The organism is Longibacter salinarum (genome assembly GCF_002554795.1).
Taxonomy (GTDB): domain Bacteria; phylum Bacteroidota; class Rhodothermia; order Rhodothermales; family Salinibacteraceae; genus Longibacter; species Longibacter salinarum.
This window is the reverse complement of record NZ_PDEQ01000001.1, coordinates 375,849-401,381: the sequence shown is the minus strand read 5'-3', so window position 1 is coordinate 401,381 and position 25,533 is coordinate 375,849. Positions and strand designations below refer to the sequence as shown.

Annotated in this window: 17 protein-coding genes; 7 read left to right on the top strand and 10 right to left on the bottom strand. The window is 58.7% G+C overall.

The genetic code is table 11. From position 1 onward, the window contains the following. Positions 1-55: 55 nt before the first annotated feature. Positions 56-1,102: an NHL repeat-containing protein gene (locus CRI94_RS01685; RefSeq protein WP_143815265.1), complete on the bottom strand. Its 1,047-nt coding sequence runs from the start codon at positions 1,100-1,102 to the stop codon at positions 56-58. Between the two features lie 143 nt (positions 1,103-1,245). Next, the gene (gene purD, locus CRI94_RS01680) at positions 1,246-2,520 is read right to left on the bottom strand and encodes a phosphoribosylamine--glycine ligase (RefSeq protein ID WP_098073920.1); all 1,275 of its coding nucleotides are present in this window, start codon (positions 2,518-2,520) and stop codon (positions 1,246-1,248) included. Positions 2,521-2,671: 151 nt separating this feature from the next. Here purD and CRI94_RS01675 point away from each other — a divergent pair, with 151 nt between their 5' ends. The 7 genes from CRI94_RS01675 to CRI94_RS01645 all read left to right on the top strand — a co-directional run bounded on the left by CRI94_RS01675 (position 2,672) and on the right by CRI94_RS01645 (position 14,260). After that, complete coding sequence (locus CRI94_RS01675) at positions 2,672-4,054, top strand: BamA/TamA family outer membrane protein (protein WP_143815264.1); 1,383 nt, start codon at positions 2,672-2,674, stop codon at positions 4,052-4,054. Positions 4,055-4,087: 33 nt separating this feature from the next. After that, positions 4,088-5,134 carry a lysylphosphatidylglycerol synthase transmembrane domain-containing protein gene (locus CRI94_RS01670; RefSeq protein WP_179862111.1) on the top strand — a complete coding sequence of 349 codons (1,047 nt, stop codon included), beginning with the start codon at positions 4,088-4,090 and terminating at the stop codon, positions 5,132-5,134. 130 nt (positions 5,135-5,264) lie between these two features. Continuing rightward, a complete protein-coding gene (locus CRI94_RS01665; RefSeq protein ID WP_098073917.1) occupies positions 5,265-6,482 on the top strand; it encodes a glycosyltransferase in 1,218 nt (405 codons plus the stop codon). A 99-nt stretch (positions 6,483-6,581) separates the two neighbouring features. Continuing rightward, positions 6,582-7,238, top strand: a complete 657-nt coding sequence (locus tag CRI94_RS01660) for a polysaccharide deacetylase family protein (RefSeq protein ID WP_098073916.1) — start codon at positions 6,582-6,584, stop codon at positions 7,236-7,238. A gap of 447 nt (positions 7,239-7,685) precedes the next feature. Next, positions 7,686-10,421, top strand: coding sequence for an aconitate hydratase AcnA (gene acnA / locus CRI94_RS01655; protein WP_098073915.1), 2,736 nt, complete (start codon positions 7,686-7,688; stop codon positions 10,419-10,421). 523 nt (positions 10,422-10,944) lie between these two features. Further along, a complete protein-coding gene (locus CRI94_RS01650) occupies positions 10,945-13,164 on the top strand; it encodes a DUF5050 domain-containing protein (RefSeq protein ID WP_179862110.1) in 2,220 nt (739 codons plus the stop codon). Between the two features lie 94 nt (positions 13,165-13,258). Further along, positions 13,259-14,260: a tetratricopeptide repeat protein gene (locus tag CRI94_RS01645; RefSeq protein WP_098073913.1), complete on the top strand. Its 1,002-nt coding sequence runs from the start codon at positions 13,259-13,261 to the stop codon at positions 14,258-14,260. A gap of 12 nt (positions 14,261-14,272) precedes the next feature. Here CRI94_RS01645 and CRI94_RS01640 read toward each other — a convergent pair whose 3' ends face one another. From CRI94_RS01640 to CRI94_RS01590, 8 genes are all read right to left on the bottom strand, one after another. Then, the gene (locus CRI94_RS01640; RefSeq protein ID WP_098073912.1) at positions 14,273-15,160 is read right to left on the bottom strand and encodes an alpha/beta hydrolase; all 888 of its coding nucleotides are present in this window, start codon (positions 15,158-15,160) and stop codon (positions 14,273-14,275) included. A 117-nt stretch (positions 15,161-15,277) separates the two neighbouring features. Then, a complete protein-coding gene (locus CRI94_RS01635) occupies positions 15,278-16,207 on the bottom strand; it encodes a diacylglycerol/lipid kinase family protein (RefSeq protein WP_098073911.1) in 930 nt (309 codons plus the stop codon). A 167-nt stretch (positions 16,208-16,374) separates the two neighbouring features. Continuing rightward, positions 16,375-16,941 (bottom strand): gamma carbonic anhydrase family protein, encoded by a 567-nt coding sequence (locus tag CRI94_RS01630; protein ID WP_098073910.1) that lies wholly within the window; start codon positions 16,939-16,941, stop codon positions 16,375-16,377. A gap of 51 nt (positions 16,942-16,992) precedes the next feature. Further along, positions 16,993-19,698, bottom strand: coding sequence for a DNA mismatch repair protein MutS (gene mutS, locus CRI94_RS01625; RefSeq protein WP_218919340.1), 2,706 nt, complete (start codon positions 19,696-19,698; stop codon positions 16,993-16,995). Positions 19,699-20,974: 1,276 nt separating this feature from the next. After that, positions 20,975-21,565, bottom strand: coding sequence for an RHS repeat-associated core domain-containing protein (locus tag CRI94_RS01610; RefSeq protein WP_098073907.1), 591 nt, complete (start codon positions 21,563-21,565; stop codon positions 20,975-20,977). A 156-nt stretch (positions 21,566-21,721) separates the two neighbouring features. Next, positions 21,722-21,958: a hypothetical protein gene (locus tag CRI94_RS01605; protein ID WP_098073906.1), complete on the bottom strand. Its 237-nt coding sequence runs from the start codon at positions 21,956-21,958 to the stop codon at positions 21,722-21,724. 707 nt (positions 21,959-22,665) lie between these two features. Next, positions 22,666-22,800, bottom strand: a complete 135-nt coding sequence (locus tag CRI94_RS18120; RefSeq protein ID WP_425437368.1) for an RHS repeat-associated core domain-containing protein — start codon at positions 22,798-22,800, stop codon at positions 22,666-22,668. Positions 22,801-24,154: 1,354 nt separating this feature from the next. Next, a complete protein-coding gene (locus CRI94_RS01590) occupies positions 24,155-25,357 on the bottom strand; it encodes a phosphoglycerate dehydrogenase (protein WP_098073904.1) in 1,203 nt (400 codons plus the stop codon). Between the last annotated feature and the right edge of the window lie 176 nt (positions 25,358-25,533).

The following is a 25,533-nucleotide window of genomic DNA, read 5'->3' as shown; positions in this document are numbered from 1 at the left end:
GGATGAGGAATTCAGAGCAGATCGAAACGGAAAGCCGGGTGATGACCAGACTTCGTCATCTTGGAAGTCGAACGTTGCGGGCGAGCAGGAGCCGCGTCGGGGTCAGCAGCGCCAGCATTCCATCCAGTCGGTCCACATCGACGAGTGGTTCGCCCAGTGTGACGGGGATGGTTCCAATCGGCCTCCCACGGCGGATGTCGAATACCACGATACGCTCCGGCGCCACGATCCACAGCTCGTCGTCATCGGCAACGAGATTCCGTACGCGGATATTCGGCGGAATCGGTGCGATGCCATCGAACGACCCGAAGCGATCGAAGAGAAGCAACTCTCCTCGCCCTGCGTCCGCAACCACGAGACGATCGTCCACCATCGTCATCGCGATCGGATCGACGAGCCGACCGTCCCGGGCGTCGAATCCACCAGCAAACGGCTCAACGCGCCGCTGTCGGTCGTAGCGGACGATGAGTTTGTCTCGGGCATCCAACACGTAAATGTCGCCACTCGATGCAGCATAGACGCGGATGGGCCGACCGTCTGCGCGCGCATCGACCCCGTCGCGGCTTGCATCGAAAAGCGGCTGGCGGCTCGACGTACGGTTGCCAGGATCCACGCGCCCCACGGGCAGCGACTCGATGTACTTGCCGCTTCGCGAAAAGTGCTGGATGCGCCCATTTCCCGCGTCGGCGACAAAGATTTCCAGACCGTTCGACGGGTCCACGTCCAGGGGTTCATCGAAGGCTCCCGCCTCGGAACCACGACCACCGAGCGTCACGATGACCTTTCCTGTCGGAGCGATGGCCGTAACCGTGCTTTGCTGCGCATCGCTGACGTAAAAGAGGTCGGTCGCCGTCGACGCAAGACTGGTGGCGTCGCCGAAGCGGCCGATGATTTCGACATCCTCTTCGGTTACGGCTGGCAGTAGAGGTCGAAGCGGCAGTTCGGGTGCCCGCCGCGCCGACTCCGGTGGCGGTGATCCAGGTGGACGGCGCTGTGCGAGGAGATCAACGGGACATGCAGCCGCCACGATCATCAACATGACGACACCAACCGCCGCGATGCGGGCGCGTCCACAACCAGACAATAAGCGACCGACCGACATGTTCTATCGTCTTTTGTGAGGTGTATGCTCTGCGGTCCGGGGGTCAATGCCACTCCGCCGGTATCTCATGAAGCCAGGTCAACGATGACCTATACGCGATCCACGGTTCGATGGTCTCACGGAGTTCTGTACGGACCGGTGTGTCAGCGTGCGTGCCGACCGATATCTCGACGAAGCGTTTTGCCTTTAAAGTCGACAACATCCGCCGCAGCGTATGCACGATCTAGCGCGGCCTGTAGCGTGTCACCATACCCGACCACATTCAGGACGCGCCCCCCAGCGGTAACAGTCGCTCCGTCTGTCCGGCGCCCGGTTCCGGCATGAATAACATCGACGTCTTCCATTGCATTTGCCTTATCGATACCGGTGATTTCGAACCCGGTCTCGTAATCGACCGGATAGCCATCCGACGCCAGAACGACGCACGCAGCATGTCGGGCCGATGCACGAATGGCGACGTTTCGAAGCTCGCCTCTGGCCGTTTTCGCGAGAACATCTGCCAGATCCACATCGAGGAGCGGAAGGACCACCTGGGCCTCGGGGTCGCCAAAACGGCAATTGAATTCAACGACCTTTGGACCATCCTCCGCGAGCATCAAGCCGCAGTAGAGAAGACCACGATACGGACTGCCAGCATCGGACATTCCCTTCAGCGTCGGCTCGATGATTTCCCGGCACACCCTCGTCAACAGCCGGCCGGTCATCATGGGCGCGGGTGCATAAGCGCCCATCCCTCCCGTATTCGGCCCGGTTCCACCTTCCCCGATCGCCTTGTGGTCCTGCGACGGAGGGAGCAAAGCGTAATGCTCGCCATCCGTAATCGCAAAGACACTGACTTCGACGCCTTCCATGAACTCCTCAATCACGACCTCGTCCCCCGCCGTGCCGAAGTCCTTGTCGTTGATGATCCGTTCGAGGGCAGCATGAGCCTCGTCGAGCGTAGAGCAAACGATCGCGCCCTTCCCACCGGCGAGGCCGCTGGCTTTTACCACGACGGGCGCTCCAACCTCGTCGAGATACGCTGCTGCCTCGTCGTAAGCGTCGCTGGAGAACACGCGAAAGGCCGCCGTCGGCACATCGTGCTCCTTCATGAACGCCTTCGCAAACGCCTTGCTCCCCTCAAGCCGCGCCGCAGCGGCGGACGGACCAAACGCCGGTATTCCTTCCTCCTCGAGACGATCAACGAGCCCGGCAACGAGTGGCTTCTCCGGGCCCACGACCACGAGATCGATCTCATGCCGCTGCGCCCAGTTCGCCACGGCATCGACATCCTGAGTATTCAAGCGTACATTCTCCGCCTTCGACTGTGTCCCGGGATTGCCGGGTGCAGCGAACAATTTCGTCGCACTCGGGCTCCGATGCAATGCATTTACGAGCGCGTGTTCTCGTCCTCCGCTACCGATTACGAGGATTCGCATACGGTCTTTGCTGTTCGTTGGGTCAAGAGTTGATTAGGTTGGGCGCAGGCGAATCGATTGCACGGCTCCGTGATATCGATCCGCGATCCGTCCGTTCTGTATCGTTTTCGAATATAGCCGACGCATTCCTTTTTCTCAGTTCACTTTGCCTGTGAAACGCAATCTTCGTCTTAAGGGATCACACGTCAAGTCAACGGTACTGCAGAATCCAATAGCTTGCGCCAAAACGGTCACAACGTTCGTCCTCGCGACCGTTGTGGCTTGCATCCTCGGCCTCGTCGCCCCATCAGATGCTGTCGCGCAACGGTCCGACGGCAACGACCGGAGCGATGCCCATGAGACCTGGTTCAACCTCCGTCCCTATCCGCTGGCGACCTGGAGCCCTCGTGCTGGCGTCGGTGCTGGACTGGGACTCGTGATGAACAACGCCCTCCGCTCGGGCGACGAGACACTGCTGACCGTCGCGCCCGCCTTACACGAGCGTGTATACACACTGTCATATGCATCCGGTGGCGTCCCCCCGCATTCGGACGAAGATCGGCGCATCGTCACTATCACAGGACGGCACGCCCACACGACGCGAGACTGGTTTTACGGCTTCGGGCCGGCGTCCAGCTCCGAGTCGCGCACGGCGTTCACACTTCGCACCTTTCAGGGAAGCGCGAGACTGAGTCAGCGGCTCTTCGATGACCACTTTTTCGTGCAGGCGCATGGGCGCGTCGAACACTACCGGCTGTACGACGCCGACCTGCCGTCCCCGTCCCAGAACGACGCGGCAGGCCAGGCGACCGTCGATTACGCGGAAGAAATCGCTATGCTCGGCTCGAATGCACCCGTGAACGGTGCGACGTTTACCTCTACAGGCGCCGTCGTCGGAATCGATGTCCAGTACGACCGCCGGGACAAACGGTATCGGACCACGAGCGGGTGGCTGTTGCAGGGATCGCTTGAGCGATGGACGCCAATCGGAGGCGAAACCTTCTCCTTTGTTCGAACGGACGTGGGTGCATACCGATGGCTCCCGATTTCGGGCGAACACCGAATTGCCGCTTACGGACACCTTACGCAGCTCCACGACGTCGACGGTGTCGCTCGCTTAAACGATCGTCTTCCTCACTTCGTCCTTCCGCTTCTCGACGGTCGCTCCGTTCCAGGCTTCCAGCGCAGTCGCTACACCAGTCGCGATGCGCTCGTCTTCGGCCTTGCGTATGAGTTTCCGATCACGTCGATTCTCGGGCTCGGCATCGAGGGGTACGCAGCCGGACATGCAGCAAGCGTCTACGACGATATCTCCGATCAATTCGAGCTACGCATCAATGGCAGCGAGAACCTGTCAGCCGGAGAGGACACATACCCGCTTCGTCCCGCAGCGGCTCTCGGATTGCGAATTGGACCTCGCTTCCGAGATCAAACGTACGTTGACGTGGCCGTCGGCCGAGGACCGGAAAGCTTTTCCGCCGTGCGCGTCTCACTGGTCCGTCGTCTGAATCGCCCGCGCCCGCCGCATCATGAGACCAACCACTGGCGGCGATAGCGACACCGTCTACTGTCGAATCCCACTGGCTCTGTGTCTCCCTTCGACGCAAAGGACGCCCCTCGTCCTGACCATGAGAACGACGGTCGGCCTGACCGATCACGCGTTCGCATTCGCCAACTGGCGCGTCTTCTCTTTGGCGTCGGACTTCTGGTCGCGATCGTCTTGTATGTCGACGTGCAAGACGTCTGGTTCACCCTTCGTCAGGCCGACCCGACGTTCCTTACGGTGGCTCTATTTCTTGTGGTACCGAACGTGTGGCTGGACGCGTGGTCGTGGGGCGTCGTGCTTCGACCGCTTTCCGGCGGCGTCGCTCGCAGCACGCTCGTTCGAGCGACCCTTGCAGGGTATGCTGTTGGCTTCTTCACACCGGCCCGCCTGGGCGAGTTTGCCGGTCGCGCACTGGCCCTTCGGCACCGGGATATGTGGACGGTGTCGGTTACTGTTTTCGCCCAGCGACTCGTTGACATGCTGGTCGCCGTTACTGTCGGTCTGGGCCTCATGACCTGGGCCCGTTTCACCGGCGTCATCGGGACCGCCTGGGACCTCGCCATCGCCGTCGGTGCAGGGGTCGCTCTCTTGTTCATGGCAGCGATCCTATGGCCCGACGCGATCGACAAATGGGCTCGACGCATGCTTCCCCGCGCCGGCGCTTTGCACGAACGAACCTCGGTTCTCCACGACCTTGAGAACGACGCTAAGATCCGCCTTCTCTGGGGTTGCCTCACTCGCTACATCGTTTTTGCGGGCCAGATGACGATTCTGGTCAAAGCGTTCGACCCGAGTGCTGAATGGTCGACTCTCGTCGCTGGATCGGGGTTAATGTATTACTTTAAGTACCTCATCCCGTCTCTGACCCTGCTTGATGTAGGTATTCGGGAGGGGGCTGCTGTTCTCGTGTACGGCTGGCTCGGCGTTGCGGAAGCCGCTGCCCTCAACGCAGCCTTGACCGTGTTTGTATTCAACATTACACTGCCGGCAGTGGTCGGCGGCGCGTTCGTTCGGCTGTCTTCATCCGATTCCGACCCCGATCCAAACGCGCCAGACCGGAATATCCAGAGGAAAACCTCACCCACTTAAAGTTCTACCTGAACAGAATCAGGTATTCGTTCAGCGCGGCGACTTCACGGATGACGACGAACGATCGAACGTCATCCCGCTTGCGTCCCTCACATTCGTCACCCTCGCCCCTCCCTCTTATTTGCTCACCATGCCCGACGCGCTGTTTCTCGTTCTATCCATTACCGTGGGTTTGCACGTCCTCACCGTTGGTGCAGCGACGGTCGGCTGGTTCCGCGTCTTGCGCGATTCGAATCAGGTCACCCAATCGGGGGAGTGGCCATCGGTATCTGTGCTGATTCCCGCACGGAATGAAGCCACGCTGATCGGTGACTGTCTCTCCTCTGTGCTGGAAAATGACTATCCGGGTGAACTCGAAATTATCGTCATTGACGACAACTCGGAAGACGCCACGTTGAGGGAAGCTCGGCGTGCCTTCGCTTCGACCGAGAAGGCGCTCACGCACGAGACCGCCGTGACGAACGTAGGCGGCATGAGCGGGGAGTATACCGCACCGATCGCGGACGACGAAGCGGAGGTGGTCACGCGCGTGATCGAAGCCCGTGATGGTACCGAGACGGAGAGGCGTATTCGAAACAAGACGGCAGCGTTAACGGCCGGCATCGAGTCGAGCACAGGCGACGTGATCCTCACGACCGATGCCGACTGCGTCGTGGGCTCGCGATGGATTCGGACGATGGTTCGTCGCTGCACCTTAGAGAGCCCAATGATCAGTGGGCCGGTTCGATTCGACTGGCGCGAGAAATGGTTCGACCGCGTGCAGGCGATTGAAATGACAGCCCTCGTCGCGTTTGGGGCCGGGACACTCGGAGCTGGCTTTCCGACCATTTGTAATGGAGCCAACGTCGCGATGCGTCGGTCGCTACTGTCCGAGTACGGGAGCGCTACGGTCGCGGCCGACGAAGTGTTGTTGCAGCACGTTGCATACGACACGGATCAGGAGGTCATTTTCGAAGCCCATCCCGACGCCGTCGTGGAAACGGGATGTGTGGACGATGTCGCCGAGTACATCGAGCAGCGCTCCCGGTGGGCATGGATGGGGACGCGCTACCCATATGCTATTCCGTCGCTGGTTGCGGTGTCGCAGTGGTTTATCCACGCTGCCCTCCTGGTCGCCCTGATCGCTGCTATCGCGATCCCAACGTGGCAACCTGTCGTCATTGGTGCGCTGCTTGTCAAGATGGCTGCCGACGGTCTCCTCGTCGCTCCCGCCGCGCGTCATCTCGGACAGAATGAGCTCACGCGCACGTTCATTCCGGCGTCGCTGCTCTGGATTCCTTCCGCCGTAATCATCGGACTACTCGGGACATTCGGGACCGTACACTGGAAAGGTCGCCGTGTCGAGTAGGCCTTTGCGGACGTGATCGAAGTGAACAACTCTCTTCGGTCGATTAGATCATGTCGCCCGTCCATCTCTCACAGAACTAGCCGCCAACCTTTCGTTCTCATGCTCAGGGAATCGGTTCCATACGTTGCCACCTACGGCCTGCGACCCGTACAGCGCTTCTTTCCAGATATGCTCTGGCGAATGGACGCACGAGATGGCGACAATGTCGCATATCTGACCTTCGACGACGGGCCGAATGCAACCGTCACGCGCGAATTGATCGACGTACTGGATCGGCACGAGGCGCACGCAACGTTTTTTCTTGTCGGCTCGAATGCGGCCGACCGACCAGATCTTGTCCGGGATCTCGTCGCTGCGAACCACACGGTCGGCAACCACACATTCACTCATCCGGATGCCTGGACCGTAACGGCCGATACGTTGCGCGCCGAACTAGACCGTACGACCGAAACGATCCAGCAGATCACGGGCGAACGGGTGCGCGTCATGCGTCCTCCCTACGGTCACCCAACCTCGGTCATGCGGCGCTGGTGTGATGCGCACCGGCAGCGGATGGTGATGTGGGACGTCATGCCGGGCGACTATCTCCGCACGGCGACCGAGCGCAGCATCCATGACTTCGTGCTACAGACGATTCGCCCCGGTTCGATCATCGTCCTCCACGATAATCCAATCTGCGAATCTATTACGCCCGCCGCTCTTGACTCCATGCTTTCCGTTTTGCGCCATGACGGGTGGCGCTTTCCTGCTCTTTGACGGCAATCGTCAACGATAGGACGTTCGTTTTCGGCGATGAGGAAACGCCAACCGGACTGTCCCGCACCACCTACCGCTACGAAAGCCGGATTCAGGCTGCCCCTTTCCCGAGCAGGTTTTCATTCGACCTGATACTCGCCGTCACGAGCCATAACACCCCCGGGCACAATCCCCGTAAAGCGGTCTCGTAATCGCTGTTCAGAGATTCGTTGAAGGAACGCTCCGACGACTCGTAGGATCTGCGTGAGAATCACACGAATCGATCCACTTCGACATGAAACATTCGTAACGGCTGAGTATCATTGATATGTCGATCCGTAGCATCGTCCGAAAAACAGAACAGCGCGTCCCGCGCCGTCGACGTAGACCGTGCGGACCCGGACGAGGACAGCTGCGTCGACGCCTCGAACGATTGGACGATCAATTGAAAACCAGGCGCTACACCACATGACTGCTCCCCGACCACTCACGAACGATCCTTTCGGCGCGCGCGACACCTTTGACACCGGGTCGGGCAACGCATATCTATACCGCCTGCAGACGCTCGCGGATGAAGGGTTCGACATCGACCGCCTCCCATTCTCCATTCGCATCCTCCTCGAAGCGCTGCTTCGTGAGTGCGATGGTGAGATGATCACGACCGACGACGTCAGGCGTCTCGCTGGATACGACCCCAGCGGTCCCGACGAAGCGGAGATCCCGTTCGTCCCGTCACGCGTCCTCCTGCAGGACTTCACCGGCGTTCCGGCCGTCGTTGACCTCGCCGCCCTCCGTTCCGCGATGGAGCGCCTCGGTGGCGATCCCAACGAGATCAACCCGCAGGTGCCGGTTCACCTCATCATCGACCACTCGGTCCAGGTCGATCACTTCGGCACGACCGAAGCCGTCAAACTGAACTCCGAGCTCGAATTCAAGCGCAACCGCGAGCGCTACGAATTCCTCCGCTGGGGTCAGCAGGCCTTCGAAAACTTCCACGTTGTGCCACCGGCCAGCGGCATTTGCCACCAGGTCAACCTTGAGTATGTGGCCCGTGGCGTCTGGACCCGCCCGACGGACACCGGCATCGACCTTGCCTACCCGGATTCTCTGGTGGGTACCGACAGCCACACGACCATGATCAACGGTCTCGGCGTCCTCGGTTGGGGCGTCGGCGGCATCGAAGCGGAGGCCGCTATGCTCGGTCAGCCGATCTACATGCTGATGCCAGAGGTCGTCGGCTTCGAACTCACCGGTGAGCTCGCTGAAGGCGCAACCGCGACCGACCTTGTGCTGACCGTCACGCAGATGCTCCGCGAGTACGGCGTCGTCAGCAAGTTTGTCGAATTCTACGGCTCCGGTCTCCAGAATATGACGGTACCGGACCGCGCCACGATCGCGAACATGGCTCCGGAGTACGGTGCCACGATGGGCTTCTTCCCCATCGATGATGAGACGCTGGACTACATGCGTCGCACGAACCGCTCGGAAGAGCAGGTTCAGCTGGTGGAACGCTACTGCAAGGAGCAGGGTCTCTTCCACACCCCTGAAACCAAGACCCCGGACTTCGTCGATACGCTCCAGCTCGACCTCGGTGAGGTTACGCCGAGCGTTGCCGGACCGAAACGGCCGCAGGATCGGATCACGGTCCCGGAGCTCCCCGAGGAGTTCAAAGAAAGTCTCACCCGTGAAGCCGGCCCGATCGGCTTCGGCCGCGACGAGTCCACGTTCGGCTCCACGGGAACGTACGATAACGGCGAAGAGCAGTACGACCTCGAGCACGGGGACGTCGTCATCGCCGCGATCACGAGTTGCACGAACACGTCCAACCCGTCCGTCATGCTCGGCGCCGGTCTTCTCGCGAAGAAGGCGGTTGAGAAAGGCTTGACGGTCCAGCCGCACATCAAGACAAGCCTCGCGCCGGGATCGAAAGTCGTCACCGACTACCTCGTCGAAGGCGATCTTCTCCCCTCGCTCGAGAAGCTTGGGTTCTCGACGGTCGGATACGGATGCACGACCTGCATCGGTAACTCTGGTCCGCTACCCGATCCGGTGGAGAAGGCGATCAAGGAAGGCGACCTGATCGTGAGCGGCGTGCTCTCGGGCAACCGTAACTTCGAGGGTCGCATCCACTCGCTCGTTCAGGCCAACTACCTCGCCTCCCCGCCGCTCGTCGTCGCCTACGCCCTCGCTGGCACGGTCGACATCGACCTGGCGAACGAGCCGATCGGCACCGACAAGGATGGCAACGATGTCTATCTCGAAGACATCTGGCCGTCGGCGGATGAGATCAAACAGATGATCGAAGAGGTCGTCAAGCCGGAGTTCTACCGCGACGAGTACGACGGCATCGAAGAGTCGAACGAGACCTGGAATAACATCAAGATTCCGGAAGGCTCGGTATACGCGTGGGACGAGGACTCCACGTACATCCAGGAGCCGCCGTTCTTCATGGACATCACGCCGGAGACCCCGGCTATCAAGCCTGTGAAGGGCGCACGGGTCCTGGTGAAGGCCGGTGAGTCGACGACCACCGACCACATCTCGCCGGCTGGCTCCATCCCGGAAGACTACCCGGCAGGCAAGTACCTGAAGGAGCGTGGCGTGAAACCGTACCAGTTCAACTCGTACGGTGCCCGCCGCGGTAACCACGAGGTCATGATGCGCGGTACGTTTGCGAACATCCGCATCAAGAACCAGCTCGTGCCCGGCACGGAAGGCGGCGTCACGAAGTACCTCCCGACCGGCGAAACGACCACGGTCTTCGATGCCGCGATGAAGTATATCGAAAACGGCACGCCGCTCGTCGTCCTCGGCGGGAAAGACTACGGCATGGGCTCCAGCCGCGACTGGGCCGCGAAGGGAACGATCCTTCTCGGCGTGAAAGCCACAATCGTGAAGAGCTACGAGCGCATCCACCGTTCGAACCTGATCGGCATGGGCGTCCTTCCACTGCAGTTCCAGGAAGGCGAAGGTCCTGAAGCACTCGGACTCGACGGCACAGAGACGTTCGACATTCCGGTCGACGACTCGCTGCAGCCGGGACAGGAAATCGAGGTTACCGCAACGAAAGAAGACGGCACGGAGATCACGTTCACGGCGATCAACCGCTGCGACACGCCGGTGGAAGTCGAATACTACCGCCACGGTGGTATCCTCCACTACGTCCTCCGCAACTTCCTGAATCAGTCCATGGCGATGGCCTAAACGCCAATAGCAATTCCGAACTGTCCATAAACGGACAGTTAATCCCCCGTCTGGGCTCATCCCGGACGGGGGATTTTTTCTATCGTATTGTGCGTATGCATGGGTCTGGACGACGCCGTCACAACCTGTTTGGCAGATGGGTCGCGAAAACGTAAGCGTGGTCGTTCATGTCTATTCGCAGACTTGAGGGGTACCTCCCGCGATGACGAAATCGACCTGGTGCGCGAGTTCAACCTAGCCGTGTCGTGCAAGCGCCGCGAGGCCCGACCGCCGGGAGGTTTGTATCTTTGAATCGCCGAAGGCTGTCCGCCAAACAGGTTCTCAAGAGATTAGACAGGATCGGGAAGCTAGACGGCCGCATGCGAGTGAGTTGCTTTTTCAGCCCGTGTCGTCGCGAGGGAATAAATCAGTACTCAAATCAGGAAGAATACGATGTGGGATTGTCCAAAGGCGCACCAGCTCGTAAGAAAACCACCGTATGCTTTGTGCCAACATACTCCTTTTCAATCGTCCCCTTCACGTCATGCATACGTCGACTACGCGTCTCTGGGGCTTCCTCTTCTCTTTTTTCTTACTGTTCGCTTCGGTGGATGTCCAACCATCAGTTGCACAGGACCAACTGTACTGGTCCGCCTCCGGCTCCGGTACCGGCGTTTACACCGCCGATCTCGACGGCAACTCGGAGCAAAAAATACTCGGTCGGCTCCGTGCCCCCATTGACGTCGCCGTTCACGAGCAGAATGGCGACGTTTACTACACGGATACCGCGGACAACGCAATTTATCGCGTCACTGGATCGGGCGCGCCAGCGAGCATCGTCGCAACGGATGCTCCCGTCGGCATTGACGTCGACGAAGCTGGGGGACACATCTACTGGACGACCAGAAATTCCACGAATGGGATCTACCGGGCCGACCTCAACGGCGGAAATGTGACCCTGATCACCGATGGTCTCGTAAACCCGGAGGGGCTAGCTGTCGACCCAGCGAATGATCACATCTACTGGCTTAGCGGAGTCCGATCAAGCAGCACCGTAACAGCCGTCCGACGCGTCGATTTCGATGGAAGCAACGCAACCACGCTCGTCAATAACCCCGGCGCCAACGTGTATCGCATTGTGCTCGATGTGCCGAACAACAAAATGTACTGGACGACTCGTCAGGATAACACAGCCTCGTCCGTCCAGGGCGCCAATCTGGATGGATCGAACGTCCAGAATGTGGTGACGGGAAGCATCGAAGCACCGCAGGGTCTTGCTCTTGACGCCGACGACGGGACACTGTACTGGAGCGAGACAGCCCTCAGCGGACGGGGACTCTACTCTGCCGCCACAGACGGCAGCAACGTCACGCAGATCACTCAGACGCGCGGCGTCATCTCCGGCCTTGCCGTTGATCCGACGGATGACTCGATCCTCTCCAGTGACTTCCTCCGCGATGTGGTGGAACGTCGAAACGCGTCCGGAACGCTACTCGACGTTCTCGATCAGGCTCCGCTTGCGAGCTACGGCGCTTTTACGATTGATGCCGACGGGCTGCTGTACTTCACCGACGACGTTCGTGGAGAGATCGTGCGCTTCGGACCCGATGGAACGGGCCGTGTCGTCATTGTCTCTGGAGAAACTAGTCCGGTGGACGTCACCTACGATAAAAGCACGGACAACTTGTACTGGATCGACTCTGCCTCCAGCGGGACCTGGACGGTGCGACGCTCGAGCCGCTTTGGACAATCACCCCAGACGATCTTGAGCAAGACGGGCAATGGGGAAATGGCCGATATCGCAATCGATGAATCAAGTGGACGGGTCTACGTCACCGACCCAGAGGCGGGCGAACTTATCGGCATGGACGATGACGGCAGCAACGTGAGCACGATCCTGTCGGGCATCGACCCGGGTCCCGGTCTCGCTGTGCGATCAACCGATGGGGCCATTCTGTGGACGAACACGGCCACGAGCACTATTGATGCCGTGAATCCGGACGGGTCGGGCGCTACGACTGTCATCTCCGACACCGAAGCCGAAAATCCGGAGGACGTCTCTGCACCGCCCTTCGGTAATCTGCTCTACTGGACGACCGCAACCGACAAACTGAAGCAGAGCAACCTCGACGGTTCGAACGTGAGCACGGTGTCTACACCTGGAGCCGCACCTGTAGCGGTACTGCGCGGCCCGCAGAATCCGCTTCCAGTTACTCTCGTGGGCTTTGACGTTCGAACGTCGCGGGACCGGGCCATCCTGGAGTGGACCACTGCGTCAGAGGTAAACAACGCGGGCTTTGGCATTGAGCGCTCTGCGGACGGGACGTCCTTCGAGCACATAGGATTCGTCAACGGCGCCGGGACGACCGAGCAAGCTCAGAGCTATCGATTTGCGGACGAAGACGTGCCAACCGGTACGACGCTCCACTATCGCCTCCGCCAGACCGATGTCGATGGGACGACGTGGCTATCTCCCGTACAGACCGTCATGCTGGAGACCGTCGATACGCGAATTCACGCGTTGTCTCCTCACCCAGTCCGGAGCCAGACCACATTTTCCTTCGAGACCCCCGTTGCCGGTCCGCTCACGCTCGAGGTATTCGACCTCTTGGGCCGTCGGGTGACGAAGCTTGCGCACGGACGCTACGCCGCAGGCACACACACCGCTACGATCCAGCCGGACGGCTGGGCCAGCGGGACCTATATTCTCCGCCTCTCCAGCCCGTCTGATGTGGTAACGCAACGCTTTACCGTGGTGCGATAGCGGATATCTTCGGCGGGCAGACGAACGGTGCTTCACGGATTTCTGTCTGGTATACGAACCAAATGGCCCGTTCCTTGTGAGGTAGTGTTTCCCCATGGATCCGCTCACAAGTCACCGGCTCATCGTGCTCGCGCGTATCTTCGTCTGCTCGCTGATCGCTTTTCTTTCGCTTAACCTCTCTCCGGCCCATGCACAGGACCTGCTGACGCAGGCCGAAAAGGCGTACGACAACGGAGAGTATGAGGCAACCATCTCTCTCGTCGACAGCCTCGTCTCCCTCGACACGCTCAGCATCGACGACGATGTGCCAACAGCTCTCCGCGTAGAGGCGGAAGCGCACCTGAAGATGGATTCCTGGGGGCAGGCCCTCGCGGCCCTCGACGACGCCGTCGAACGCGACCCGTTCTTCGCTGGAGCGTACGAACTGAAGGCCCGCATTCTCACAGACCACGGAAGCATCGTCAAAGCCCAGGCCGCCGCTCGAGAGGCGGCACGACTCGAACCGCAGAGCCAGGACGTACAGATTCTCTTCGCGAACATCCAGTTTAAGACCGAGGGCTATGGGGCATCGATCGATTCGTACTCCAAGGTGCTGAGCTTAAACCCGACGAACGTGGAAGCGCTAATCAACCGCGGGCGCGCCCACCTGAAGCTTGGGAATCTTGAGCAGGCGTACTTTGACGCCGTGGATGCGATCAAGATCGTGCCTGATCGTCCGGCGCCATACCGGGTAAAAGGTGAGGCCGAATTCCGTGCTCGACAGTTTCAGAACGCGATCGACACGTATTCGAAGCTCATTCAGACACTCAATGCGTCTGATGGCTCCGTGTCCTCCATCGCGACAGCTTACAGCAATCGAGGTCAGGCGAAGTTCAATGTAGGCAATCTCGATGATGCCATCACCGACTTGAACAAAGCCATCGAGCTCAATCCGGAATTTGCCGTGGCGTACCGCACCCGCGGCATGGCATACGGCAGAAAAGAGGAGCGAGAACCGGCGTGCGCCAATTTCGAGAAAGCACTTGCCCTCGGCCTGGACGCCCCGTTCAAGAGTGAAGTACAGGAGATCGTCGACTCCTACTGCGCAAATCCATAGCCTCGGGGGAGTTTATGGCATTGGCGATGTCACATCGGCGAGTGAGTCGGACAGCACTGCGTCAAGGAAATCTTGATAGGCCGACGTGTATCGATCGTCGACATACAGGCGGTTGTGCCCCATACTGTCGACAATAACGAGGTTCTTCTGCGTGGACATAGCTTCCTCGTACAGGGATCGAGCCATCTCTGGACGCGTCACCTGGTCTTCCTCTCCCGCCAACAGGAGAAGTGGGACGCTCAGATCTTGAACGACGTTCAGGTTGCTCTCACCTCGCAGCGACTCTGCAATCTCGAAGTCGATGAAGAGGCGGACGAACCAGGGCGCCAATCCATCAATCCAATCCTCAACGTTGGTCGCGGGGTTTTCGAGCACCACGCCCGAGACCGGGTGATTCTGCGCCGTGTGCGTCGCCATGAACGTGCCCAACGAGTGCCCGTGGACAATCAGACGCTGCGGATTGACCTTCAGGGAATCGACGGCAAACGAATACATCCGTGACGCGTCCTTCTTGAACGCCTGAACGGCCGGTTCTCCGCCGCTATTTCCGTACCCACGGTAATCAAACATCAGGACGTTGAGAGGAAAACTCGTCAAGGCTTCGACATACCCTTTCGACTGGACGAGGTAGAACCCATTTCCGCCAAAAAATAAGACCGTACCGCGCGCACCCGGCTGTTCGAAATACCACGCATCCAGGTCGACGGTATCACTCGGTACACTGTATTCGGTAAGCTGGACCCTCTCGTTCGTAAACGAAGCCGGCGTAATCGATGGCTTCGGCAGAAAAACATCGGTTTCGTTAATCCGGATCGTGGTGCATCCTGCAAAAGCTGCAGCCGCGACGCCAATGGCGAGAACGAGGACAAGTCCGATCAGGAATGTGCGCTGTGATGGCATTCAGATGGCGTGCTAGGAGAAACGCAATGACGAACATCGTTTGGACGCACATCGTCACGCCGGGTTGTCTCTGACCTGCAATACTTTGAGCCAACTGGCTGCGGGAGAGCTCTCATTCTACAGTGCAGGCGCATCCGCACCGGGAACGATTGGCAGCGCGTTGGAGAGGACACGAACCGTAATCGCTTTATCGGTCCACAGCTCCCCGTCGACGTTAAACTTGAGTCCGGGAGACGACCGTATTTTGACACTGGACGTCCGGATCGTATCGATCAACTCGTGCTCATCCCAACGACCGGCCAGCAACCGCGTCCCGGCCCCGGCCAGTTTCCGCATCGGACCGTGGCGGAGCACGACAAGATCCATCTTTCCGTCCGTCAGGCAGGCTTCCGGGGCCACAGACATGCCGCCACCGACGGTACGACCGTTCGCGCAGATAACGTTCACGGCCGTACCGTGCCATTCTTGCTCCGATCCATCCTCGGCGGAATACCGAATCACCGTTTCATATCGGGGCACATCCGTCATCATCTCCGCCGCCCCCAGCACGAACGCGAGCGGTCCCCACCGATCCTTCTGCTCCCGGGTGATGACCTCATCCACCTTCCCACTCAGGCCGCCCGCCGCTGCGTTTACACCCCACTGCGGTGAGATGTCCGGATCCTCCGTCTCCGCACGGAGCACGTCGACGCGTGCAACCCGACCGGTTAGAGCCAGATCGAGGGCGTCGTGCGGCTGGTCGGGGCATCCGATGCTTCGCGCGTAGTCGTTCCCCGTTCCCAGCGGACATAAGCCCACCGCAGGCGTGTCAGTATTATCGGCCGCCGAATTCAGTACCTCGCTCGCGACGAGATGGAGCGTCCCATCTCCCCCCGCGGCGATCACCCGGTCCATTCCGTTATCGATTGCGTCTCGCACGACAGCGCGCGCATCGTCCGCCCGCCCGGTGATGGAAAGGCGAACGTTCTCATGGCGATCGACCCATGCGCTGACCGTTTCCTTCGCCTCCTTCGCCGTCTGTGTATTCAGAATGACCTGAGCGTTCATCGGTACGGAGGAATTGTCAGAGGCTCGCGCGAGTCCACGACAGCGTGTACCCACCCTGACGGGCCGCGTTCGATGGAGCGAGTGAAATGCTCCGAACCGCCAGAAGTCATAGCACCGTCGGTTGTTCGACGAGATCGCTCCGATCGATCAGTGCCTCTTGTCGAGCTTCACGATGACTCCTGGCGCGGCGCTCCCTCCTGGTACCACGGATTCTCCTCCGGCGTCTCCCGCCCGTCGTGGACGGCGCTGTACCGCACGTAGTTATCGGCATACTGACCGATCGAGGCGACCTCTGCATCCGTGAGCTCGCGAACGACCTTTGCCGGGCTCCCGAGAACCATTGATCGCGGAGGGATTTTCGTGCCGCCCGTTACGAGCGCGCCGGCCCCCACGATGCTGTTCGTTCCGATCAAGGCGTGATCCATAACGGTGGCGCCCATCCCGATGAGTACCTCGTCTTCGATGGTGCAGCCGTGGATGATCGCGCCATGCCCCACTGTGACGCGGTCGCCGATCTCCGTCGGCGCCGTGCCGTGCGTGACGTGCACGACGGTGTTGTCCTGGATATTTGACTCATCACCAATACGAATCCAGTTGACGTCGCCGCGAAGCGTGCAGTTATGCCAGATGCTCGCGCTCCTGCCGAGCGTAACGTCGCCAATGACGACGGCCGTCTCGGCGATGTAGTTCGTCTCGTCGTACTGCGGCGATTTTCCGAGAAAGGACCGGATCATGACGTTGGGGTCGTTTGTGTTCAAGAAGGCCGCTTACTGGCGACGGGGCGACTACGAGTCGAGAAGCTGCCGGAGTTCGTTGAGTTTCATCAGCGCCTCGATCGGCGTCATCCGGTCCGGATCGACATCACGAAGCGTCTCTTTCAACTCCTCTGCCACAGGATCCGGTTGCGAGAACAGGTTCATCTGATTCGCCCGGCTGTCTTCGAGGGACGGCACGGCGTCCGCATCGGCTTTCTTCGCCGACACACCGTCGCCGGATGCCGGTTGTCCGTCCGCGTCTCTGTGCACCTCCAGGTCCTGGCTTTCCAGATGCACCAGAATCTCCCGGGCTCGGTTGATGACCGGAGACGGAAGACCGGCCATGCGCGCGACCTCGATGCCGTAGGAGTGATCGGCTCCGCCCGGCACGAGCTTTCGCATGAAGATGATTTCCCCCTCGTGCTCGGTGACCTGGATCCGGTAGTTTCGGACGCGCTCGAGCCGATTCGCCATCGCGTTCAGCTCGTGGTAGTGCGTCGCGAACAGCGTCCGCGCGGCCACCTCCGGACGCTCGTGCAGGTACTCCACCAGCGCCCAGGCGATAGAGAGTCCGTCGAACGTCGATGTCCCGCGCCCGACCTCGTCCAGCAGGATGAGGGAACGAGCGGTCGCGTTGTTGAGAATGTTGGCGGTCTCGTTCATCTCGACAAGGAACGTGCTCTCTCCCGCCGCGAGGTTGTCGCTGGCCCCAACGCGCGTAAAGATGCGGTCCACGACGCCGATTGATGCCGACCGCGCCGGCACAAACGATCCGATCTGCGCGAGCAATACGATCAGGCCAACCTGACGGAGCGCCACGCTTTTCCCGGCCATGTTCGGCCCGGTGATGATCAGGATCTGGTCGTCGTCCGGGTTGAGGTGGACGTCGTTGGGGATGAAGCGTTCACCCGTAGGCAAGGTCTGTTCGACGACCGGGTGCCGGCCGTCCTCGGCCTCGATCGACAGCGAGTCGTTGACGTCCGGGCACACGTAGTCGTGCGATACGGCGACATCGGCGAGCGCGGTGAACACGTCGAGTTCGGCAAGCCGCGCCGCGTTGGACTGCAGCACGCCCGTCTCCTCCGCGATCGTGTCGCGAAGCTCCTGAAAGAGCCGCACCTCCAGCGTTTCGATCTTCTCCTCCGCCGTGAGGATCTTCTCCTCCATCTCCTTCAGCTCCGGCGTGATGTAGCGCTCGGAGTTCTTCAGCGTCTGCTTCCGTATGTAGTCCTCGGGCACCTTGTCCTTGTGCGTGTTGGTGACCTCCAGATAGTAGCCGAAGACCTTGTTGAAGCCGACCTTGAGCGACGGAATGTTTGCCCGCTCGCTCTCCTGGGCCTCCAGTTCGCTCATCCACGCCTTTCCGTCGTGCGCGATGGCGCGAAGCTCGTCCAGTTCCTCGTCGTATCCCTCGCGAATGAGACCACCCTCGGCGATCTTCGCCGGCGGCTCGTCCACCAGCGCGTCGTCGATCTTCTGCACAACGGCCGGGCACGCGGTTAACTCATCTGCCACATCGGACAGCGTCGAGCTATCAACCTGATCCAGCAACTCCGTCAGATTGGGAATACGCTGGAGGCTGCGCTTCACGGCCACGAGGTCTCGCGGCGTCGCGCGGGCCGTCGCGATCTTGCCCGCCAGGCGCTCCAGGTCGCCCATGTGCGACAATTCCTCGCGCAGGTCTTCCCGAAGGTCGCGGTCGTCAACGAGGGTATCGACGGCTTCCAGGCGCCAATGAATTTGATCCACGCGCCGTAGCGGGCGGACCAACCATGCCCGGAGCTTCCGGCCGCCCATCGGTGTCTCCGTCTGATCGAGAATATCGACCAGCGTGCCGTCGCGACCGCCGTCCTGAACGGTCGAGACGAGCTCCAGATTCCGCTTCGTCTGTGCGTCGAGCGCGATGTGCTCCTCGTTCGAGTAGCGCTGGAGCCGCTGGACGTGCGGAAGTTTTCCTTTCTGCGTCTCGCCGAGATAATGCAGAACGGCGCCCGCGGCCACAAGGCCGAGCTCCATGTCATCGACGCCGAACCCCTTCATCGAGTGCGTGCCGAAATGGTCGAGGAGCGTCTCCTGTGCGAAGTCCTCGCCGAAGACCCAGTCTTCCTGCGTCGTCACCGTGAAGGGCGTGCTGCGAAGCGCCTCCTCGAGCCGACCTTTGCGCCGCTTGTCCACAATCAGCTCCGATGGCGCGACGGTCTGAATCAGGCTCTCCAGATCGCGGATATGCGCCTCGGCGACAGCGAACTCGCCCGTCGTCGCATCAACGAACGAGAAGCCCACGAGGTCGGAGTCGCGGCCGGTCCCGAAATGAACGCCGGCGAGAAAGTTGGACTGCTTGGGGTTCAGCAGCTCCTCGTGAAACGATACGCCCGGGGTCACGACTTCGACGACGGCCCGATCCACGACGGAGCCGGTCGATTCGGACGCGTCTTCCACCTGCTCGCAGATCGCGACGCGAAGGCCCGCGCGGATCAGCTTCGGGAGATGCGAGTCCAGCGAATGATGCGGGAAGCCCGCCATCGGGATGTCGTCCGCCTTCCCGTTATTCCGCGACGTCAGCGTGATGCCGAGGATGCGACTTACCGTGTGCGCGTCCTCCTCAAACGTCTCGTAGAAGTCGCCCATTCGAAACAGAAGCACCGCCTTCGGCTGCTTCCGTTTGATGTCGTAGTACTGACGCATCAGCGGCGTGCGACCGCGCTTCTTGGACGTCTTGGAGGTGGAAGAACTCATGCAGACAATAAGAGACGGAGAAGAACGAGAATGAGCCCGCTACGGCAGATCGAACCTATAAGGTACCGAGGCAAGGCCAAGCAATTCAACCAGCCGAACCCGCGTTTATCCGATTTTGCGTATTCGGCGTGCGGACGGCGACACAGAGGCGATCCGGACGCACCCGGTCGGGGAAGGAGGAACTGGCCTGCGACGCCGTCGAGACTCACCAGCCGCGGCGACATGTCGAATCGGGCAGATTATTTTCCTAAATCACGGGGCTTGGTGCTGCTCTGACGACGATCACGTCGCCGGATATAGTCAGTATCCCAAACGGTTTTGAATCGAGAAAGTTGATGAATCCGATAGCAACGATACATGCTCTCAAGACAAGTTAAAATTGTCGTATGCCTGGCTTTGACATTCACATAATGAGCAAGGCTACAACGAATCCAATTACCATTGCCGTAGCCGGTAGTAGCATGCTGAAAACTATCCTTGCCAAGTGACTTTTCTCTATGTAGTAGTTGGACTTAAGGTATACACTCAGGTAAAAAGCTGTCGTAGCGAAAGGCGCAGCGAGAGCCCAATATACACAACTGCCGTGCATGGACGCGATGAGAATCGTAGCTGCACCCAATGAGCACGAGGCTAAATAAAGTATATATTTATGTTTATTAGTCATTCTTATTATTATATTTATTTACAACTTGATACATGGCTTCTTCTATTCCTTCTGGACCTCTATCTGCGGGGGACGGTCTCGGTTCTGGAGGAGAGGCGAGCGCACTTTGAAAATCGACAAATCAGACGTATCGCGAACGGTATTACACGACCTGCTTTACACACTCGAACACAGCATACACCAAACATGCAATACGCTCTACTAAACAATCATTATGACACGTATTAAAAAATTTCCTTTATTATAAAGTATACACCTGCAACAATTCACATAACTCCAGAAACCATGACGTTTGTCGATGTTTCTTTCATCGCCTCACTCTGATGACCTATGTCTTCAACAAGCTTTTGGGAGTCATTGTAGTACAATATAGCCAATATACCGAATATGATGAAAACTATTCCAGATAGTATCATTTATATTTGATATTATAACCCGTTTCGCTTATGCCTTCCCCCATTCCCTCAGACCAGATGAGCTGGAGCAAGCCTAAAGTCTTGTATGAAGCATTTAAAATTTGTCCAGCTTCATCAAGCCTCTGTACAAACTGCGACCCGGTACTACCTGCAACGAAGGAAGCGGCCGTGGTACCAACTGAGACAAAATCGCAATTCATATCTGCTTCACCGAGTTTGCACCCGCTGACAAACGACCGATCTTCCCTCCGACAGCGACCGCTCCCCGGCGACCGAGCGCATATCCTCCCCCTGTGGCAGCAGTGCCGTATACTTCAGCCATTAACTTGACGTATTCAATGGATGCGTCAAGCGCCTGTGCATTTCCAGCACCCTGATACGCCCGCACGAAATTCGAAACGAACTGGCCGTCATTGGCTTCCATGCCATCCCGGACAATCGCTCCAGCGAGTGCATCGCTGCTTTGGGCAATATTGCCGACGAGTAGTGCATCACTCCGATTGCTAAGATCAAGCTTCCGCGGTACGCCTTCCGATGCATCCACAACGTGGAACGTGGGTGCCGCCGATGACGCCACGACCTCGACGCCAACAGATCCATCTTCACGCAGCGTGAAATAGATATGATCCAGCGGCGATTCACTCGCATTGCCATCCGGGTTGACCAGGTTCACGGGATCGCCGCCAACATATGTATATGGCGTGTGAAACTCGTCTGCCGGGTCCATCTCGGCCCACCGCGCCAGCGCCACGTCGTAGTAGCGCGCGCCATAGCGGTATCCGTTCAGACCAAACTGCTTCCCGTTGCATTATCAGTATTTTACGCGCACGAACGGCAGCACCGACAAGATGCATCAAGACTGATGAAACGAGAACCTGGACACCGAACCGGGTGTCGGGCTGACGAGGTATTAGCAAACAAATCTAAACAACGCACACATGCCTTATTTGTACTCAACCAAACTTAAAAGCAACACAATGCTCATAACCACCCCGATAAAGAAACATAAGACTGCAAGAACCACCCATATCTTTTCCCGCATTGTTGACTTTTCCCAATCCTCTATTGCTTCATATTCAAAGTAAGCAACAACTGCCCAGAAGATTGTCATGAAGTAAATAGGGTTTATGCCAATTGACTCTAGCCACTTGGCAAACTCAATGCTCTCTTTCTCAAACATGGCCTGTCTTAACTCTGAGATTCTTGATCGGGTAGCAGTATCGACTTCGCACCTACGCGATATGTCGCATCCAGTGCTTTAACGGCTTGGCCTTCACCTGCACGCAAAAGAATCAGGCGCCCTCCTGATCCTCGGAATAACAAGGGAACCGAATTGCCAAGATCATCCCCCCATCATGAATCGACTTCTCAGAATTTGTCCTCCCAGTTTGCTTCCAGCGTAAAATGCCCCCGTCTGAGCGAACTCCTAGCCTACAGACTGGAAACTGCGATTTCCCATCCCGGCATCCGCTGCCTTAAAAACCGTTGATGATACTCCCGCTGCAGCGTGGACTTGCGAGCTCACCTCCATTGTCGTAATCCCGGCAGACATCAGTGACGTGCCCGCAGACACGATACCCGGTCCCCCGGCTGACGTTGCAGGTTCTGGAAAGACTGTCATCCCTGAACCACCAAGCACCATGAATCGTCCTCCGGCCGTCATCCCCGCCCCTCTCCAGAATCCTTTACCGGATACAGCTTGCAATCCCTCAGAAACCGCGATGCCAACTCCCGTGACGTAATCAGCGACATCAGAGGCTGCTTGCTGAACTTTATGGACTCCATCATTGACCGCTCGATCAATAGCCGCTCCAAAAGCATTCAAGCGACGGCATGCAAGGTTCGAGTTCGCGCAGCGGATCTGCCGTCCATCCGGGTCAACGAGGTTCACTGGATCCCCCCAACGTACGTGTACGGCGTGTGGAATTTGTCTGCCGGGTCCATCTCGACCCACCGTGCCAGGGACGCGTCGTAGTAGCGCGTCCCGTATTGGTACCAGTTGAGCCCGAACTCTTCAGCCAGTCCCTTCCCCTTGTACAGATACAGTGCACAACAACACTAAGACATACTATTTCATGACTTATATCAATAATCTACATGCTACTATTTAGAGCACCCTTTTTCTATAAACAAAATTGCCGCTATTAAAAACCCGACTCCCGAAATAAATATATTGGTCGTAAATACTCTCATTGGTATACTTCTATTATTTATCGTGTCAATCCAATCGATATTGTATATATAGGTTGATATGATCAACACACCTATTAGAGCAGATATGACTCCGGCAACAATCATTGCTGTTTAAGATTTTCGCCTGTTTCGCTTATACCCTCGCTCATTCCCTCAGACCAAATCATCTGCACGAGGCCTAACGACCTTTATGAGGCATCTGAGATTTCTCCCGCGTCATCAAGGTATTGTACAGCCCCGGATGCACCATACGATGTGGCAAAGGAAGTAACAGTTGAGACTACTGAGATAGGTTCGCCATTCATTATTGCTTCAATCAAATTAGCTCCTGCTAGATGTTGGCTGATCTTCCCCCCAAGAGCGCCCCCCCACGTCGACCGGGCGCATAACCTCCTCCCGCCGCTGCAATACTGAACACGGCGGCCATCAACTTGAGGTACTCAATAGATGCGTCAAGCGCCCGTGCATTTCCAGCACCCTGATACGCCCGCACGAAATTCGAAACGAACTGGCCGTCATTGGCTTCCATGCCATCCCGGATAATCGCTCCAGCGAGCGCATCGCTGCTTTGGGCAATATTGCCGACGAGTCGCGCATCACTCCGATTGCTAAGACCAAGCTCCCGCGGTACGCCTTCCGATGCATCGACAAGATGGAAGGTGGGTGCCGCCGATGAGGCTACAACCAGACGCCAACAGTGCTCCTTGCATAATTGAGAGAATCAGCGGCGCGATGGATCGATGTTAAGAAAGAACGCCAAGCCACGAACACAAAATATTTTTAGAAGAGCATAATAGTAGCTTTGTAATACAGTCAGACACAAACTACAAACGAAGTCAGCACTCTACTGTTATTAGGCTATATACCCCCACAATTATCAACCCCACCCCTGACCACAATATACTTCGCGAGAAGACTGTCATTGGCTCGCTTTCGTAGCCTAAGTCTTCGACCCAGTTGCGATTATATGTATAGTAAGCCAAGAGTACAGTGCCAATTGTTAATGACACGACTCCAGTAATGATCATTTGTCGTCGATTTGTTTCCCAATTTTATTGGTCGCGGTCCCAATCCCTAACGTAAAAGCGTGCGCCGACTCTGGCGTGATTCCATCACGACATGGGCACAGCGCACGCATCGTACCGGTACACGTTGAGGGGTTGACTGGCGTCCAATCCCGGGTTTACAGCTCGATCACGGAGACGGCTAGCACCTTCTCCTGCTGCTCGATGCGCTCGGCGACATCGTCGGTGGCGTCGCCGTTGAACCGCATCGTGGCGACGGCGGCCTTTGCACCGGAAAAAATTTCGTTCTCCATCTCCTGAATATTCCAGTCGGCCTTGCTCATTTCGTCGAGCACGCGTGCGAGAACGCCGACCTCGTCCAGGTGGCGGACCGTAATCTGGTGCGTCGCGGGGCTCTGGCTGGCGAGGTTGACGCAGTTGGGTACATCGCCCGTAACACTAAACGTGTTGGCGACGCGCGCGGCTTCGAGTGCCGTCGCATCCTGGGCCTGCTGGGTCGAGGCGCCGATGTGATGCGTAATGTACACGTTCGGGTGCCCCGCAAGCTCGCTCTCGAATGATCCCTGCTTCACCGCCGGCTCGCCATGGAAAACGTCGAGTCCGGCGCGCAGTCCTCGTTCTTCCAGCGCCCACTTCAGGGCGTCCTCGTCCACGACCGCAGCACGCGTCGTGTTGATGAAGATCGAGCCTTTCGGAAGCGCCTCGAAGAAGCTCCGGTCGGCGAGGTGCTTCGTCTCGGGCGTCGAAGCCACGTGCAGGGTTACGATGCTCGCGCTTCGCGCCACATCGACGGCCGACTCGCAGTAGCCAATGCCCATGTCCTCGGCGCGCTCGGGCGTGAGCGACCGGCTCCACGCGACGACGTCCAGATCAAAGGCCTGCGCCCGGCGGACGACTTCTTCTCCGATATTGCCAAGCCCGACGACGCCGATCGTTTGCCCCTTCAGTCCCTCCGCCTTCGCGTACGTCTTCTTATTCCACTTCCCGTCGCGCGCATCCGCCACGTTGTCGGGAATTCGGCGGTCGATCGAGACGATCAGTCCTATCGTGAGCTCCGCGACGGCAACCGAGTTTTTGCCGGGGCAGTTCGCGACGTAGATGCCGCGAGCCGAGGCGCCTTCCACGTCGATCGTGTCGTACCCGGCGCCTGCACGGACGATGAGCGACAGAGCCGGGCTGGCGTCCAGGGCCTCCGGCGTCACTTTGGTGGAGCGGACGATCAGGATGTTGGGCTGCTCGCGACCGAGCGCCTCGACCAGCGCATCGCCGTTCAGAGAGGCGTCATCTACGACATGGTGCCCGGCTTCTTCCAGCGCTTCGAGTCCGACCGAAGCGATATTGTCCGCAACAAGAATCGTCATAGTGTCGATTAAATCGTTTAAACGTTCGTTCTAAAGTTTGCGTCCTGACCGCACCTCAAGCTCGCGCTGGCAGCGCTTCCAGACGGGGCGCGAAACATCAGCACGGACAAGAGCGCACGCCGAACGGTCCGACACCGATGGGTGCTGGAGCCGGTCGACGTGGCCAGTAACAACAT